General features: G+C 68.9%; 14 protein-coding genes and 1 pseudogene. 7 read left to right on the top strand and 8 right to left on the bottom strand.

Features of this window, described 5'->3' with window-relative positions:
- Positions 1-152: 152 nt before the first annotated feature.
- Positions 153-389 (bottom strand): annotated as a pseudogene (locus AC3FMM_RS19105) (alpha/beta fold hydrolase); the annotation flags it as partial.
- A 601-nt stretch (positions 390-990) separates the two neighbouring features.
- Here AC3FMM_RS19105 and AC3FMM_RS19100 point away from each other — a divergent pair.
- Positions 991-1,704 carry a hypothetical protein gene (locus AC3FMM_RS19100; protein ID WP_488687289.1) on the top strand — a complete coding sequence of 238 codons (714 nt, stop codon included), beginning with the start codon at positions 991-993 and terminating at the stop codon, positions 1,702-1,704.
- A 71-nt stretch (positions 1,705-1,775) separates the two neighbouring features.
- Here AC3FMM_RS19100 and AC3FMM_RS19095 read toward each other — a convergent pair whose 3' ends face one another.
- Complete coding sequence (locus tag AC3FMM_RS19095) at positions 1,776-2,498, bottom strand: hypothetical protein (RefSeq protein ID WP_488687288.1); 723 nt, start codon at positions 2,496-2,498, stop codon at positions 1,776-1,778.
- Positions 2,499-2,891: 393 nt separating this feature from the next.
- Entirely contained in the window at positions 2,892-3,731 is an 840-nt protein-coding gene (blaOXA, locus tag AC3FMM_RS19090; protein WP_488687287.1) for an OXA-1206 family carbapenem-hydrolyzing class D beta-lactamase, read from the bottom strand.
- Positions 3,732-3,876: 145 nt separating this feature from the next.
- Between blaOXA and AC3FMM_RS19085 the strand changes: the two genes are divergently transcribed.
- Entirely contained in the window at positions 3,877-5,517 is a 1,641-nt protein-coding gene (locus tag AC3FMM_RS19085) for a hypothetical protein (RefSeq protein WP_488687286.1), read from the top strand.
- Positions 5,518-5,526: 9 nt separating this feature from the next.
- Here the strand turns inward: AC3FMM_RS19085 and AC3FMM_RS19080 are convergent, their stop codons facing one another.
- Entirely contained in the window at positions 5,527-6,336 is an 810-nt protein-coding gene (locus AC3FMM_RS19080) for an AraC family transcriptional regulator (protein WP_115713209.1), read from the bottom strand.
- 368 nt (positions 6,337-6,704) lie between these two features.
- Here AC3FMM_RS19080 and ggt point away from each other — a divergent pair, with 368 nt between their 5' ends.
- Entirely contained in the window at positions 6,705-8,321 is a 1,617-nt protein-coding gene (gene ggt / locus AC3FMM_RS19075) for a gamma-glutamyltransferase (protein WP_488687346.1), read from the top strand.
- A 60-nt stretch (positions 8,322-8,381) separates the two neighbouring features.
- On the opposite strand, the gene AC3FMM_RS19070 is transcribed toward ggt, so the two are convergent.
- Positions 8,382-8,696, bottom strand: a complete 315-nt coding sequence (locus tag AC3FMM_RS19070) for a TFIIB-type zinc ribbon-containing protein (protein ID WP_115700712.1) — start codon at positions 8,694-8,696, stop codon at positions 8,382-8,384.
- Between the two features lie 148 nt (positions 8,697-8,844).
- Between AC3FMM_RS19070 and AC3FMM_RS19065 the strand changes: the two genes are divergently transcribed.
- Positions 8,845-9,420: a M23 family metallopeptidase gene (locus AC3FMM_RS19065; RefSeq protein ID WP_414248791.1), complete on the top strand. Its 576-nt coding sequence runs from the start codon at positions 8,845-8,847 to the stop codon at positions 9,418-9,420.
- A 27-nt stretch (positions 9,421-9,447) separates the two neighbouring features.
- Here AC3FMM_RS19065 and AC3FMM_RS19060 read toward each other — a convergent pair whose 3' ends face one another.
- From AC3FMM_RS19060 to AC3FMM_RS19050, 3 genes are all read right to left on the bottom strand, one after another.
- Entirely contained in the window at positions 9,448-10,779 is a 1,332-nt protein-coding gene (locus AC3FMM_RS19060) for a nucleobase:cation symporter-2 family protein (RefSeq protein WP_115700708.1), read from the bottom strand.
- Positions 10,780-11,052: 273 nt separating this feature from the next.
- Entirely contained in the window at positions 11,053-11,592 is a 540-nt protein-coding gene (locus AC3FMM_RS19055; protein ID WP_488687285.1) for a thioredoxin family protein, read from the bottom strand.
- 3 nt (positions 11,593-11,595) lie between these two features.
- Entirely contained in the window at positions 11,596-12,309 is a 714-nt protein-coding gene (locus AC3FMM_RS19050; RefSeq protein ID WP_488687284.1) for a cytochrome c biogenesis CcdA family protein, read from the bottom strand.
- A 236-nt stretch (positions 12,310-12,545) separates the two neighbouring features.
- On the opposite strand from AC3FMM_RS19050, the gene AC3FMM_RS19045 reads away from it, so the two are divergent.
- The 3 genes from AC3FMM_RS19045 (at position 12,546) to AC3FMM_RS19035 (ending at position 15,099) form a co-directional block, all read left to right on the top strand.
- Positions 12,546-13,286: a response regulator gene (locus AC3FMM_RS19045; protein ID WP_018007320.1), complete on the top strand. Its 741-nt coding sequence runs from the start codon at positions 12,546-12,548 to the stop codon at positions 13,284-13,286.
- Positions 13,283-14,593 carry a sensor histidine kinase gene (locus AC3FMM_RS19040; RefSeq protein ID WP_488687283.1) on the top strand — a complete coding sequence of 437 codons (1,311 nt, stop codon included), beginning with the start codon at positions 13,283-13,285 and terminating at the stop codon, positions 14,591-14,593. The genes AC3FMM_RS19045 and AC3FMM_RS19040 overlap by 4 nt, the downstream gene beginning before the upstream one ends.
- Before the next feature lie 311 nt (positions 14,594-14,904).
- Entirely contained in the window at positions 14,905-15,099 is a 195-nt protein-coding gene (locus AC3FMM_RS19035) for a hypothetical protein (RefSeq protein ID WP_488687282.1), read from the top strand.
- Positions 15,100-15,119: the final 20 nt, after the last annotated feature.

Here is a 15,119-nt window from a genome sequence, read left to right as displayed (position 1 = left end):
TATTATTGGATCGGCAAAAAGCGGTCTCTGATCTTTGCTCGGAAAGCAATAGGTGCAATGCGATAGTCGATCCGCGCCAGTTCCGCATAGCCGCCACCGCCGACGATGCCCATGACGCGGTCGCCCGGCGCGAAGCCCTGTACTGCGTCGCCTCCGTGCGAACCGCCGCGGTACACCTTCAGCACGGCATTCGGCACCAGCTCTACGGCGAGGCGCGCGGACATCTCGAGCGGCACGTTCTGGTCATCGTCGCCGTGCAGGAACAGCGCGGGGACGGTGATCGCGCGCAGGTCGTCGGTGAAGTCGGCCTCCGGAAACTGGCGTACGCACGCATACTGGCCGAGGATGCCGCCGGTCATGGCCTGCGCCCGGAAGGCGTCGATCACGCCTGCCTTAAGCACCGTTGATGCTGTCAGCAGGCAGTAGGCGGTCAGCCCTTGCATCGGGATCGCTGCCAGCATTGCATCGTCGGTGTCATGGCGGGCGCCGCCCGGGTGGGCGGCACGTACGGCGCGCTCGTTGGCGCGGCACTGTTTGGCATGGGGCTTCCTCCTCGGTGGCAGCTGCCGGGGCGGGGACCGGGCGCTTGCGTCTCGCACCGGCCTGGCAGATGGTGCCGACGATGTTAGGAGAGGGTGGTGCGCGAGCGGTAGCGATATCTCCGCATGCCGCCATGCGCGTGGCGCATGGATCGGGTTGACCGCACCCTGGGCCGGGATTACACTGCGCCGCGTTCTTCCCAACGGAGCTATCCGTGGACAGTTGTCCCAGTCCTTCTTGCGCAACGGGAGATTCCCCGGACGCGCCGGCGCGCTGAGACACTGCGGTCTTTCGCTGCAGTGCCGCCGCCCGGCGCTGCCACGCCCATGCGGCCAGGCCCACGCCTGCGGCCGCCGGTGCCCGACCTCCCTTGCTGCCTTTCGATGTCTTGTCATGGCCGGCGTGTATCGTCGCCAGCCATATGGCTGTATTTGCTCAGGAGGTTGCCAAATGGTGTGGCACCGGTTCTTCGTACGCCTGGCCGCGGTGGCCATCGTGGCCGCGGCCTGCCGGCCGGCGCTGGCGGCGCGGCCGCTTATCACCGACGACGCCCGCATCGTCGATCCCAAAGCCTGCCAGCTTGAATCGTGGATGCAGTTCCAGTCCGGGGGCAATGAGCTGTGGGCGCTGCCCGGCTGCAATCCCACCGGCAACCTGGAGCTGACTCTGGGCGGTTCGCTGCAGCGCGTCGATGGCGGCTGGGACGGCACCAACGTGCAGTTCCAGGCCAAGACCCTGCTCAAGCCGCTGGAAACCAACGGCTACGGCATTGCGCTGTCGGGCGGGGTGATCCACCATCCCGATGCCGAGCCCGGCAAGGTGCTGGGCAACCTCTATGTCAACGTGCCGGTGTCGTTCTCGTTCGCCGACGACCGCTTCGTCGCGCACCTGAACCTGGGCGCCAACCGCGACACCGGCAATCGCCAGACGCGCATGACCTGGGGCGTGGGCACCGAGACCCAGCTGCACCCGCGCGTGTTCCTGATCGCCGAGACCTTCGGCGAGAACCGCGGCAAGCCGTCATTCCAGGCGGGCTTTCGCTTCTGGGTGGTGCAGGACCGGGTGCAGGTCGACACCACCTATGGCAACGTGTTCGGCGGCGGCACCGGCGCGCGCTTCTTTACGGTGGGCCTGCGCCTGCTGTCGCCGCCGTTCCTGCCGTAGCGGACGGTTGGCGGCTCTTGCCGCGTGGGGGCGGGCGGCGAGTGCCGGTCGCCGCTCCGCCGGAGTCCCACTTACTGCGTTGGCTTCGACATTTGCGTGGCGAAGTACCCGCCCGTACCGGTGCTGGCGACCATCACCAACGTGCGCACATAGCGCGTGCTGCTGTTCACGACGATTTCGCCGTTGGCCGGCATCAGTCGCAGCGCGGCAAGGCCGTTGTGCGGGATGCCGGTCGACAGCGAGCAGCCGGTGGTGCCTGGTTGCGTCGAGACCTGGGCGACCATGCGCACCGTATACATGTTCTTGGCCGATCCGCGGGTGGCCAGCGTGGCCGTGCCCTGGAGGTCGCACACGCGGGTGCCGTTGGTATGGGTGCCGGTGACATTGCCGGCGTCGTCGATCTGCATGGCGAAGCCGCTCTGCTTCCAGCTGCCGGCGATGGCGGCCTGGTCCACGGCGAGCGCGTTGGACGCATGGTAGGTGCCCGACAGATCGTTGGCATCGTTGGACGGCGGAATGACGAAGCTGCCATCGAGGCGCTGGCCGGGGGTAATGGTGCCGCTCCCGGTGACCGGCATGGCGAGTCCGGTCTCATACAAGGTGCCAGGGCCCAGCGTCCAGGTCGAACCCGAGAACTGGAACGTGCCTCCCAGCACGCCCAGCAATCGCGGTTGGACGAAATTTCCGCCGGGGCCGACCAGCGTGGTCGTCGCGAAGCTGACCCAGATCCCTTCGCTGCCATTGCCTACCGCGGCGGTCGAGCCCGCTTGCGGGGCGTTCAGGCTTGGCAGCAACTCTCCCTTGGGTACGGGCGCTGGCGTAGGTTCAGGCGACGGTGCAGGCGACGGTGCGGGTGCTGGGGCTGGCGCCGGCGCGGGCTTGTTGTCAGATGGCGGCGTCTGTGGCGCCGCATTGCCTGTGCCGTCATCGCCGCCGCCACATGCGGCCAGTACAGCGATAGCCGACAGGGCTGCCGGCATGACCAGTTGTCTCATTGGATTTCACCTCTGGATGGGGACGGTCCTGGCCGTCCCGTTGCTCGGACGCCGGCAGGTTCCCGCGACAAGCAGGGCTGGAAGACGCGGGAATCGCCGGCCGAGTCAAGCTAGAGGTCCAATGCACTGCGGTAAATCAGCGCAATCCTAAAATTGCTTCAGTCATTGCAGCGCTACAGCGCCAGGCCGGTCTCACTCCGGCAACGCCCCCACCTTGCGCAACGCCGCGCGCGCAATCTCCATCCGCGCCCTGGCATGTTCCGGCCGCAGCAGATCCAGATTCAGTGCGAACAGGTAGTCGTCATTGCCGCGCTCGACCCAGCCGACCAGCCAGCCCACCGCTGGTTTGGCCGAGTTGGCCCAGCCGGTCTTGCCGTGCAGGGTGAAATTGGCGGTGCGCTCCAGCACGGTGATGTCGTCCACGGCTTTGAAGGTGGCGGGCGAGAACGGCAGCGTGCGCTGCACCAGGCCCTTGAGGAAATCGATCTGCTGGTAGGCGCTGATCTGCAGCTTGCCGTTCAGCCAGAAGAGGTCGACCGGACCGGAACTGTCAGCGTTGCCATAGTGCGACGCGCTCAGGTAGCGCTGGTAGGCCGCGCTGCCGACCCGGCGCGCCAGCGCCTGGTAGGCCGGCACGCAGGAATTGGGCAAGGCCACGCGCAACGGCACGTCGGCGTTGCAGGTCTCGGGCAGCACGGCCTTGCCGCCGACCAGCCAGACCTTGCCGTCCCACGGCAGCTTGTCGTGGTCGACGTCGGCCACCGCGCCGGTCTCGAGGCCGATCAGGGAATTCATGATCTTGAAGGTCGATGCCGGCGAATACGGCGTGGCGGCGCGCGAGGGGTTGTAGGTCAGCATGCGCTCGCGCCGCAGGTCGTAGATCACCATGGTGCCGGTGGTCTCGGCCTGGCGGAACAGTGCCGCGGCGTCGAGCGACGCTTCCTTTGGCGCGGCCAGCGCGGGCAGGTGGGCGGCAAGCAGGCCGAGGCTCAAGGCCACCGGCGTCAGCAGACGGGCAAGACGATTGTTCATGGTTATGCGTGGGAAGTTGGGGAAATGACAATCCGGGCCCGGACCGTGATGCGCAGCATAGGAGAGGGCTTGCGCAGCGCCAACCGCGTGCCCTGTAACTTGCGTAACATGACGGGCGTCGCCACTGATGCTGCCTTCCAGATTGATGTCCGCTTCGCCTGCCCCGATCCATATCGATGTGTCGAGTCCCTACCGCGTAGACGGCCAGCCCGCGCGCTACCAGTCGGTCTGGCTGCTGGCGCGTGCCTGGCATGCGCATCGCAGCGGCGAGGGCATGGTCACCGCCGCCGCGGTACGCAGCGCGTTCCCCGCGGCGGCCAACCTGCGCATGCTGGTGTCGCGTGCGTTTGCAGACTTCGCGCGCTGGGGCATCGTGGTGGGATGGGGCGCTGAGCGCGCGCGCGATCCGGCCGCGGCCAACCCGGCGCAGCGCAGCCGCGGGCCGTTCTGGCTGGCTCCCCCCAGCGCGCGCCGTCTGCGCTTCGTCGCCAATGGCCGCACGCTGGGCCCGGTTGCGCTGGCGCGGCATTTCGGCTTTCCGGCCCGGGCGCATCCCGTGCCGCCTGCGCAGCGCGATGGCACGGGCTACGTGATGCGCGACATGGCCTTCTGGAGCGAGCTGACGCAGGCCATGCGCAGCGCGCAGGACGGCCACGCGGGCGCCCACGGCTTTGCCGTGGCGGAGTCCTTCGGCGCGGCGCGCCGGCTGGCCGGCGACGGTTTCCAGCAGGCCTTGTCGTTGCTGAAGGAAAGCCAGGCGTGGCGTCGCTGCGGGCGCCTCGACCAGAGCCGCGCCGCGCTCCGGCGCTTCGACCGGCTGGCGCAGGCGGCCGACGCGGGCGCGGCCACGCCGGCGTTCCAGGCCATGGCGCAGGTGGTGCGCGCCTGGGAGCGCTATACGCGCGGCGACGGCGAGGGTGCGCGCGCCGGGCTGGAACACCTGCACGCCGATGCGGAACTGCGCCTGGTGGTGCGCTACAACCCGCGCGTGCGCTTCGAGGTGCTGAACCTCGAAGCGCTCTTGCACAAGGCCGATGCCATGCGCCCCGCGCATGCGGCAGCGGCCACGGCGGCGCAGCGCGCGCTGGACGCGTTCTCGGTGGCGCTGCAGGCCGCTTACGAGGCCGATTCGGTCGATGCCGTGCAGCATGCCGCGGCCAATATCGGGCTGAGCCTGTGGCTGTTCTGGCGCCATGGGCTGATCGATGGCGGGCGCAGCCTGTCCGCCAGCGCCGTGCAGCGGCAGGCGATGCGCTGGCTGGGGCTGTCGGAATGGATCTGCGACCGCTTTGGCGTTGGCGGAGGCACGGCGTGGAACGCGATCTTCCTGCTGCGCATCGCGCGCGGCAGCTGCGGGCCCGATGCGCCGCCGCTGGACCGCCCGGCCAGCGCCAGCGACAGCATGGCCATGTTCCGCCGGCAGCGGCCGCTTTCGGTGGCCGACGCGGTCGAGGCGCTGCGGCCGTTCCATGCGCCGTTTGCGCCGGCCAGGGGCTTCGTGCGCTGGTCCGCCGTGGCCGCCTTCGCGCTGGAAGACCACGACGCCGGCCACGTCAGGCTGGCGCCGCTGCAGCTGGCCAACCTGCTGCTGGAATCGGCCTGGTACCTGACCCATGAACAGGGCGCCACCGCCGCCGCATGCGCGGCGGTGGAGCGGCTGGCCGGGCAACTGCCCGGGTTGCGTCCGGCGGAACGGGCCTTCTTCACGGCCGAGCTGCGCGCGCTGCCGCCGGCCTTGCGCGACGCCGCGACGGAAGCGGCGCGGCGCCACCGCAAGCGTGCCTGACGGCGTTCGCTAACTGGCCGCGGGAACGACGCGGTTGGCGCGCGACAACTCGCCCGGCGTCATGTTGTAGAGCCGCCGGAACGCCGCGATAAACGCCGACAGCGACTCATAGCCGCAATCCAGCGCCACTTCGGTAACGGCTTCGCCGCGCTCCAGCCGGGGCACGGCGTCGAGCAGCCGCAGCCGCTGGCGCCAGGCGCGGAAGGTCAGCCCGGTTTCGCGCTGGAACAGCCGCGTCAGGGTCTTGCCCGAGACCGCCAGCCGCGCGCTCCATGCCGCCAGGCTGGTGTCGCGGTCGGCATGGCGTTGCAGGCCATTGCAGACCAGGCGCACGCGCGGGTCGGCGGGCAGCGGCAGCATGAATTCCACTTCGGGTGCGGTGCCAAGCTGGTCGATCAGCACGCGCGCCAGGCGCCCGTCGGCGCCGCGCTCGTCGTATTCCGCCGGCAGGTGGCTGAAGGTGCGAATCAGCTCGCGCAGCAGCGGGCTGACGGTCAGCACGCGGCAACGGGCCCGCGCCGCGGCGCACACGCTGTTGTCGACGCTGTTGTCCAGGTAGAGGCTGCGGATGCGCGTGCCCGTCGCGCAGCGCACGCGGTGCGCCACGCCGGCCGGAATCCACACCGCCCATTGCGGTGGCGCGACAAAGCGCCCGCGCTCGGTCCATACCTCCAGCACGCCCTGCAAGGCATAGGCGAACTGGCACCAGGGATGCCGGTGGCGGTAGCCCAGCACGCGGTTGGGCAGGGCTTCGATGTGGCCGTACAGCGGGCGAGGCAGCCGCGCGAGCGCGCGCAGGGCGGGATCATGGGCAGGCATGCGTGGTCCGGTGGTAGTGGTGGGCGATCACTGGCGGAACGGGCAGCGCGGCGGCGGAGGTCCGCTCATGTCCGATTGCCGACACCGGATGCGACTTTGCCGTTAGCCAGATTGTCTGGCGCAGGCTAACTTGCGCTCGCCCCACAAGACAATCCGGGCAATCCGCTCTACCGCTCGTGCCGGTTGCGTCCGCTCCGGCATGCAACTTCGCTGTGTTACCCAGGGAGCCTGCGATGCACCGCACCAGATTCTTCACCGCTCTGCGCCTGGCCGGCATGTGCTCGGCACTGACGCTGGCCGCCGCGCCGGCATGGGCCGTAGACGAGGCCGGCAAGTACTGCGACACGCCTTCGACCTGTATCAACCCGATGGCCACCGGCGGCATGGTGACCTCTTCCAACCGCCTGGCGACGCAGGCCGGGCTGGGCGTGCTGGAGCGCGGCGGCAATGCGGTCGATGCCGCCATCGCGGTGGCGTCGACCATCGCGGTGGTGTACCCGCACATGAACTCGATCGGCGGCGACGCCTTCTGGCTGATCTACAACGCCCGCACGCGCGAGGTGCGCGCGCTCAATGCCAGCGGCCGCGCCGGCGAACGCGCCACCATCGCGCTTTACCGGGACAAGGGACTCGACCGGGTTCCCGCGCGCGGCTACCTGTCGGCGATCACCGTGCCCGGCACTGTCGCCGGCTGGGAAGCCGCGTACCAGTACGCGCGCCAGGCCATGGGGCGCAGCCTGCCATGGCCCGAGCTGATGGCCGACGCCATCCGCCATGCCGAGGGCGGGTTCCCGGTGTCGGCGTCGCTGGCGTCGTGGAGCCGCGTCAATCTCGACCCGGCCGACACCGAATTCCGCGCCTTGCAGCGCTTCGACGGCTTTCGCCAGACCTTCCTGAAACCGGACGGGTCGGCCTACCGGATGGGCGAAACGCTGCGCCAGCCTGACCTGGCCGGCACGCTGCGCCAGATTGCGTCCGGTGGTGCCGCCGCGTTCTACCAGGGCGAGATCGCGCGCAAGATCGTGGCCGACCTGCAGGCGCACGGCGGCGTGCTGACCCAGGCCGACTTTGCCCGCCACCGCGCCGACTGGGTCCAGCCGATCACCGTCAACTACCGCGGCTACCAGGCCGTCAACGTTCCGCCCAACACGCAAGGCTTTGCCTCGCTGGAGATCCTGAACATCCTGGACCAGCGCGACGTGCGCGCGCTGGGCGAGGGCACGGCCGACTACTACCACGTGCTGGTGGAGGCCACCAAGCAAGCGTTTGCCGATCGCGACCGCTACCTCGCCGATCCGGACTTCGTGCAGATCCCGCTGGAACGGCTGCTGTCGTCGCGCCACGGGCAGGCCCAGTCCGGGCGCATCAGCATGCTGCGCGCCGGCGCCGACGTGAAGCCGATGGATCCGCACGGCGATACGGTATGGTTCGGCACCGCCGACAAAGACGGCAACGTGGTGTCGATGATCCAGAGCGTCTATCACGACTTCGGCTCGGGCATCGTGCCCAGGGGCACCGGGGTGCTGCTGCAGAACCGCGGTGCGTTCTTCTCGCTCGATCCCGCGCATGTGAACCACCTGGCGCCGGGCAAGCGCACCTTCCATACGCTCAACCCTGCGCTGCTGCTGAAGGACGGCAAGCCGTTCCTGGTCTACGGCACCATGGGCGGCGAGGGGCAGCCGCAAACGCAGGCGGCGCTGGTGACGCGCATCGTCGATTTCGGCATGTCGCCGCAGGACGCGGTCAATGCGCCGCGCCTGCTCTATGGGCGCAACTGGGGCGTGTCGTCGAACGATCTCAAGATCGAGGGCCGCGTGCCGGAAGCGGTGACTGCGGAACTGGCGCGGCGCGGGCATCCGGTGAAGCGGGTGCAGGCCTTTACCGACACCATGGGCCATGCCGGCGCGATCCTGATCGACCCGGTCACCGGCGTGATGTATGGCGCGGCCGATCCGCGCGGCGACGGCCTCGCGGCAGGGCTGTAGCGGGGCGTAAACGAGGAAAGGGCGACCACGGTCGCCCTTTCTTTCAAATCGCCGGCCGGCTTAGTCGAACAGCTCGTGCCAGATGCTCTTCTTCCGATAATGCTTCTGCTCGCGCTCGTAGTGGCGGTCGCGGTCACGATCACCGTAGCCGCGCTGGTAGCCCTGCGGTGGCGGCGCGCTGTGCATGGGGGCCTGCTGCTGTGGCGGTTGCTGCATCGGAGCCTGCTGCGGGGCGGCCGCTGCCGAGCGTTCCAGGATCTTGTCGAGCTCGCCCCGGTCCAGCCAGACGCCGCGGCACTTCGGGCAGTAATCGATCTCGATGCCCTGGCGTTCGGACATCACGAGTTGGGTTTGCGGGCACACCGGACAGTCCATGGGTTCTCCTGTTGCAATGAAAAACGGTCCAGTTATGACCGGCCACGGCGCCGATGGTTCGGCCAGCACGGCGGCCGGAAGTGGTGCGTACGGCTCATAAAGGGGGCGAGGGCCGGGAATTTGCATGCCAGGCCGCCGTCGAAGGCATATGGCCGCCTCGCATCTCCTTCCCCCTGTGCTCGCGTTGGTGCGCCGGCTGGCGTGGCTGGCGCTGTGGATCGGCCTGGGCTGGCTGGCCTGGCCGTGGCTGCAGCCGCCGCTGGAGCGCGCCATCTACGCGGCCCGGCTGTCCGCCCGGCCCGCGCCGGCGACGCTGCCGATGCCGGTCACCGGGGTTGCCCCAGGGGCGCTGCGGGACACCTGGCACGGCGCGCGTTCCGGCGGGCGCAAGCATGAAGGCATCGACATCTTCGCGCCGCGTGGCCGGGAAGTGGTGTCGGCCACCGAAGGCATTGTCACGCGCGTAGGCACCAACCAGCTGGGGGGAAACGTGGTGTGGGTGATGGGGCCGGGGCGGCAGATGCACTACTACGCCCATCTGGACCGGTATGCCGGCGTGCGTGCCGGCGACATCATCGCCGCCGGCACCGTGCTGGGGTATGTCGGCACCACCGGCAATGCGCGGGGCACCCCGCCGCACCTGCACTACGGCATCTACACCGCGGGCGGGGCGATCAATCCCTACCTGTTGCTGAAGCCAGCCATGGCCGCCGGCGCGCGCTAGCGCAGCCGGCGTGTGGAGTATCGGGGTTCAGGCGGCCTCGCCGACCGTACCGTGGCCGGCTTCGTCGGCGGCGGCTTCCTTGCCGCCGGGCAGCAGCAGGTTCAGGAACACCGCGGACAGCGAGCCCACCGTGATGCCGGAGCCGAACACCTCGTGGACAAAGGCGGGCAGCTTGGCCAGCAGTTCCGGACGGAAGGTCACGGCCAGGCCGCAGCCGATCGACACCGCGACAATCAGCGTATTGCGCTGCGTGAACTTTACCGTGCTGAGCATCTGGATGCCGCCGGAAACGATCATCGCGAACATCATCAGGCCGGCGCCGCCAAGCACCGGCTGCGGAATCGTCACCACCAGCGCGCCCAGCACCGGGAACAGCCCGGCCAGCAGCAGCATCACGCCGGTCAGCGCCACCACATGGCGGCTGGCCACGCCGGTCAGCGACACCACGCCGACGTTCTGGGCAAAGGTGGACAGCGGCGGGCTGCAAACCAGCGCCGCGAAGGCCGAGCCAAAGCCGTCGCACAGGATGCCGCGCGACAGGCATTTGCCCGACACCGGCCGCTGCGTGGCCGAGCCCAGCGCCATGAAGGTGCCGGTCGATTCGACGATGGTGACCAGGAAGGCGATCGACATGGCGACGATGCCGGAGATCGGGAACGACATCCCGAAGTGCAGAGGCTGCGGCACCGCGAACACCGGCGCCTGGTGGAACTGGGTGAAGTCGATCAGGCCCAGCGCCAGGCACAGCAGGTAGCCGCCGGCAATGCCGACCACGATGGCCGAGGCCGACAGCATGCCCTTGCCCCATTGCACCACCGCCACCACCAGCGCCAGCACGGCGACGGCAATCGCCAGGTTGCCGGGGGCGCCGTAGCGGCTGCTGCCCTGGCCGCCGGCGGCCCAGTCGATCGCCACCGGGATCAGCGACAGGCCGATCATGGTGACGACCACACTGGTGACGGTATGCGGGAACAGCTTGCGGATCGCCGGCATGAAGAAGCTGCCCAGGATCATCACCAGCGAGCCCGCCAGCGCCGAACCCAGGATGCCGGCCACGCCGTGCTCGACGCCTACGCTGATGGCCGCGCCGACAAAGGCAAAGCTGGTTCCCATCACGCACGGCATGCGGATGCCGACCGGGCCCACGCCCTTGCACTGGATGATGGTGACGATGCCCGAGCCCAGCAGCGCGGCATTGACCAGCGCCACCACCTGGTCGGAGGGCAGGCGCAGCGCGCCGCCGATCACCAGCGGCACCGCAATGATGCCGCCCAGCGCGGCCAGCAGATGCTGGAGCGCCAGCAAGAACGTCGTCAACCGTGGGGGACGGTCTTCCACCTGGAACAGCAAGGGCGCCATTCGAGTCTCCTGTCGTCTGCCCGGATGTTCCGGGCTGTCTTGTTCTTCTGGCGCCGGGCGGGGAACCCGGCGCCCTCGTGCACGCTCGCGGGCCAGGTGCGGCAGCTCCGCGAGCGAGGCGGGCAGGATCTGCATCCCGCCTCAACAGGCGTGCAAGAATAACAGGGATCAGCGAACCGTGATACAAAGATTGCATACAATTTGTATCAACTCCCATGCGCTGGAAGACAAGGCGGATGCCCCGGAAGCCGCCTGCATGGCGGCTTCCCGGGCTCAGCGGCGCTGCGCCAGCGCCTTCTGGATCGCCGCCTCGGTTTCGGCATACTGGCCTTCGCCGAAGTGCTTGTAGACCACGTTGCCGTTGGCGTCGACCAGGTACAGCGCGGGCCAGTACTGGTTGCGCCAGGCGTTCCAGGTGGCATAGGCGTTGTCCTGCGCTACCGGGTAGCGGATGTCGAAGCGCTTGAGCGCGGCCTGGACGTTGCTGGCGGAGCGCTCGAACGCATACTCCGGCGTGTGCACGCCCACCACGACCAGGCCCTGGTCGCGGTATTTGTCGTACCACTTGCGCACATGGGGCAGGGTGTTGATGCAGTTGATGCAGCTGTAGGTCCAGAAGTCGACCAGCACCACCTTGCCGCGCAGGCCGGCAAGGGTCAGCGGTTCGGAATTCAGCCACTTGCCGATACCGGCGAACTCGGGCGCCGTGCCGTAATTGGCGGGCGCGGCGGGCGCTGCGGCGGCGGGCTGGATCGCCAGGGGGGCGGCGGCAAAGGCGGCTGCGGCAAACAGGGTGCGAAGGATGCGGGACATGGTTCAGGCTCCAGGTTGGGTGGCGGGGAAAAGCGAGGTCAGCCAGGCGACGGCGAGGGTGTCGTACTGGAAGTACATGGCGATGGCGGTGGCCACCACCAGCACGCCGAAGGCCTGCTGCAGCCGCGGCGTATGGCGCGCCAGCCGGCGCACATGGGTGGTGGCGAACTGGCCGCCGTAGGCGATGCCCAGCATCGGCACCGCGGCGCCGGCGGCAAACAGGGCGAGCAGGCCGGCGGCGCGGTGCAGGTCCTGCGCCTTGGCCACCAGCGCCAGGATCGAGGCCAGCACCGGGCCCGCGCACGGGGTCCATACCGCGCCCAGCGTCATGCCCAGTACGAAACCGCCGGCCAGGCCATTCCCGGCCCGGTTGCCGGCGCCGGCGGCGCGGTCGGTGAGCGCGGCGAATGGCGCGGCGAACGGTGCCGTGAGGCGGCCGAAGCCGGCCGGCCACAGCCGTGCCAGGCCTGCGGCGAACAGGATCGCGATGGCGACGTTGCGCACCACGCCCGGGGCGTCGCTGAAGGCGCTGGTGAGCGCGCCGAAGACGATGCCCAGCGCGGAAAAGGCGGAGACGAAACCCAGCGAGATCGCGAGCGGGCGCAGGCGGCTGGTTTCGCCCAGCGAAGCGCCCAGCAGCATGGGCAGCACGGGCAGCACGCACGGCGACGCAATCGTCAGCACGCCGGCGGCAAAGGCAAGGTAGGCATCGATCATGGCGGTGGACTCCCGGATTGGTATGGCTGCATTGCACCGTCCCGGCGTATCCGCGTTGTTTCCGCATCCGGCCCGCTGTGCAATGTTTCTTGTCCGGACCCGGCCCGGATACACAGCGATACAAAGCGCGCCGCCAGCGCCGCATAATGGCGGCACCGGGCCAGGCGACTGCCATCCCTGGCAGCGCCGGCCGCACCGCTTTTTCTTTTTCTCCTTCTTCGATTCCGGGACCCGCCATGACCCCGCAGGACCATATCCTTATCGTCGACGACGACCGCGAAATCCGCGAACTGGTTGCCGCCTACCTCGAGCGCAGCGGCATGCGCGTGTCCCTGGCCGCCAACGGGCGCGAGATGCGCGCGGCGCTGGACAAGGGCTCGGTCGACCTGGTGGTGCTGGACCTGATGCTGCCCGGCGAAGACGGGCTGGCGCTGTGCCGCGACCTGCGCGCGGGCGAGCGGCGCAACCTGCCGGTGCTGATGCTGACCGCGCGCAACGAGGAGGCCGACCGCATCCTGGGGCTGGAGATGGGCGCCGACGACTACCTGGTCAAGCCCTTCGCCGCGCGCGAACTGCTGGCGCGGATCCGCTCGGTGCTGCGGCGCACGCGCATGCTGCCACCCAACCTGCAGGTCACCGAGGCCGCCAGCGTGCTGGCGTTCGGCCCGTGGCGGCTGGACACCAACGCGCGCCACCTGATCGACGAGCAGGACGTGATCGTCGCGCTCAGCGGCGCGGAATACCGGCTGCTGCGCGTCTTCGTCGACCACCCGCAGCGGGTGCTGACGCGCGACCAGCTGCTCAACCTGACCCAGGGCCGCGACGCCGAACTGTTCGAGCGCTCGATCGACCTGCTGGTAAGCCGCCTGCGCCAGCGCCTGCGCGACGATGCGCGCGAGCCGCGCTACATCAAGACCGTGCGCAACGGCGGCTATGTCTTCAGCGCTGCCGTCGAAATCCGTCAGGAGCGCGCATGAACGGGCACGCGCGCAAGGGGCTGGCATGGCCGCGAACGCTGTTCGCGCGGCTGATGGTGATCCTGCTGGTGGGGCTGGTGCTGGCGCAGAGCCTGTCGTACAGCCTGGTGATGATGGAGCGCAAGAGCGCCGCCGACCGGCTGATGCTGGGCAACCTCGAGCGCGACGTGGCCAGCTCGGTGGCGATGCTCGACATGCTGCCGGCGGACCAGCGCGCGCCCTGGCTGGAGCGGGTGCGGCGCGACAACTACAGCTACCGCCTCGATGCCGGCACGCCGGGCGAGCCGCCGCGCGCGCCGCTGGCGCGCAAGGCCGTCGACACCATTGCCGAGGCGCTGCAGGGCCGCTATCCGGTCTCGGCCAGCGCCCAGCCGGGCGGCGGTTTCCAGGTACACCTGCGGCTGCATGACGGCAGCCCGCTGACGATCGACGTGCGGCCCAAACGCTCGCTGGTCTCGCCGTGGCTGCTGGCGATGCTGGCGGCGCAGCTGGCGCTGCTGGTGGCCTGTGCCTGGCTGGCGGTGCGCGTGGTCACGCGTCCGCTCAGCCAGCTGGCCAGCGCCGCCGAGAACCTGGGGCCGGACCTGAAGGCGCAGCGCGTGCCCGAAACCGGGCCGACCGAGGTGGCCCACGCCGCCGCCGCCTTCAACGCCATGCAGGCCCGCATTGCCGGCTACCTGGATGAGCGCATGCAGATCCTGGCCGCGATCTCGCACGACCTGCAGACGCCGATCACGCGCATGCGGCTGCGCGTGGACCTGATGGAAGACTCGCCCACGCAGCAGAAGCTCTACCACGACCTGCGCGAGATGGAGCACCTGGTGCGCGAAGGCGTGGCCTATGCGCGCACCCTGCAGGGCGGCACCGAGACCCCGGCCCGCATCGATCCCGATGCGCTGCTCGACAGCCTGGCCGGCGACTACCTCGACGCCGGCCACACCATCGCCATCGAAGGCCAGGCGGGCGCGCCGCTGCTGACACGCCCGCAGGCGCTGCGGCGCATCCTGACCAACCTGATCGACAACGCGCTGAAGTTCGGCGCGGAGGTCACGCTGGCGGTGGCACGGCAGGACGATGGCTGGCTGCAGATCGCCGTGCAGGACCGCGGCCCGGGCATTCCGGAGGCGGAACTGGAGCGCGTGATGCAGCCGTACTACCGCGTCGAAACCTCGCGCAACCGCGGCACCGGCGGCACCGGCCTGGGGCTGGCAATCGCGCTGCAGCTGACGCAGGCGCTGGGCGGCACGCTGCAACTGGCCAATCGCGAGGGCGGCGGCCTGCAGGCGACACTGCGCCTGCCCGCCTGAGAGCATGTTTTTTTTCACACCTCTCCCGCCTGCAGGAGAGGGGCGAGGGAGAGGGCCGGCGCCTCCACGAAGTCAGTCCCCCAGATATTTCAGGCACCGTCCTCCCGGCGCCAATTCCCGAAATTCATTAGGCAAAAATCCCATTCCATCCCCTGATCGGGGGATAAACGCCATTTGGCCTGTTTGGGTTATGACATTAAAATCATAATCAATTATTGCTAGAGCGATGTCCATCGACGCATTGATTTATTGTCTGCGATCGGCGGAAAGCTGTTGAATCTGGATAGCGCAAGCGGCGTGTGCAAATTCCCGTGAAAGCCTTGCCTGCTCTGGGGATGCGGGCTGCATTGCAGGCCCGCCAGGCTCCGTATCGCGCAACCGCATCCGGATATTTCGTGCGCGACATAAACGAATTAGTGATTGAGATAATTCATGCAATCACCAATTCGTTTGCGAAAATTAACAATCTGTCCGCCGCACTCTCCTTACAATCGCCTTCGCATTAGCGGCAACGCAGCCCGATTTA

Source organism: Cupriavidus sp. 207A1 (genome assembly GCF_057798955.1).
The sequence above is the reverse complement of the archived record's forward strand: the minus strand, read 5'-3'. Positions and strand labels throughout refer to the sequence as shown.

Coding starts and splice junctions, on each gene's coding strand:
- AC3FMM_RS19100 (WP_488687289.1), top strand. CDS start 991: ATGGTGTGGCACCGGTTCTTCGTACGCCTGGCCGCGGTGGCCATCGTG.
- blaOXA (WP_488687287.1), bottom strand. CDS start 3,731: ATGAACAATCGTCTTGCCCGTCTGCTGACGCCGGTGGCCTTGAGCCTC.
- AC3FMM_RS19085 (WP_488687286.1), top strand. CDS start 3,877: ATGTCCGCTTCGCCTGCCCCGATCCATATCGATGTGTCGAGTCCCTAC.
- AC3FMM_RS19080 (WP_115713209.1), bottom strand. CDS start 6,336: ATGCCTGCCCATGATCCCGCCCTGCGCGCGCTCGCGCGGCTGCCTCGC.
- ggt (WP_488687346.1), top strand. CDS start 6,705: ATGGCCACCGGCGGCATGGTGACCTCTTCCAACCGCCTGGCGACGCAG.
- AC3FMM_RS19070 (WP_115700712.1), bottom strand. CDS start 8,696: ATGGACTGTCCGGTGTGCCCGCAAACCCAACTCGTGATGTCCGAACGC.
- AC3FMM_RS19065 (WP_414248791.1), top strand. CDS start 8,845: ATGGCCGCCTCGCATCTCCTTCCCCCTGTGCTCGCGTTGGTGCGCCGG.
- AC3FMM_RS19060 (WP_115700708.1), bottom strand. CDS start 10,779: ATGGCGCCCTTGCTGTTCCAGGTGGAAGACCGTCCCCCACGGTTGACG.
- AC3FMM_RS19055 (WP_488687285.1), bottom strand. CDS start 11,592: ATGTCCCGCATCCTTCGCACCCTGTTTGCCGCAGCCGCCTTTGCCGCC.
- AC3FMM_RS19050 (WP_488687284.1), bottom strand. CDS start 12,309: ATGATCGATGCCTACCTTGCCTTTGCCGCCGGCGTGCTGACGATTGCG.
- AC3FMM_RS19045 (WP_018007320.1), top strand. CDS start 12,546: ATGACCCCGCAGGACCATATCCTTATCGTCGACGACGACCGCGAAATC.
- AC3FMM_RS19040 (WP_488687283.1), top strand. CDS start 13,283: ATGAACGGGCACGCGCGCAAGGGGCTGGCATGGCCGCGAACGCTGTTC.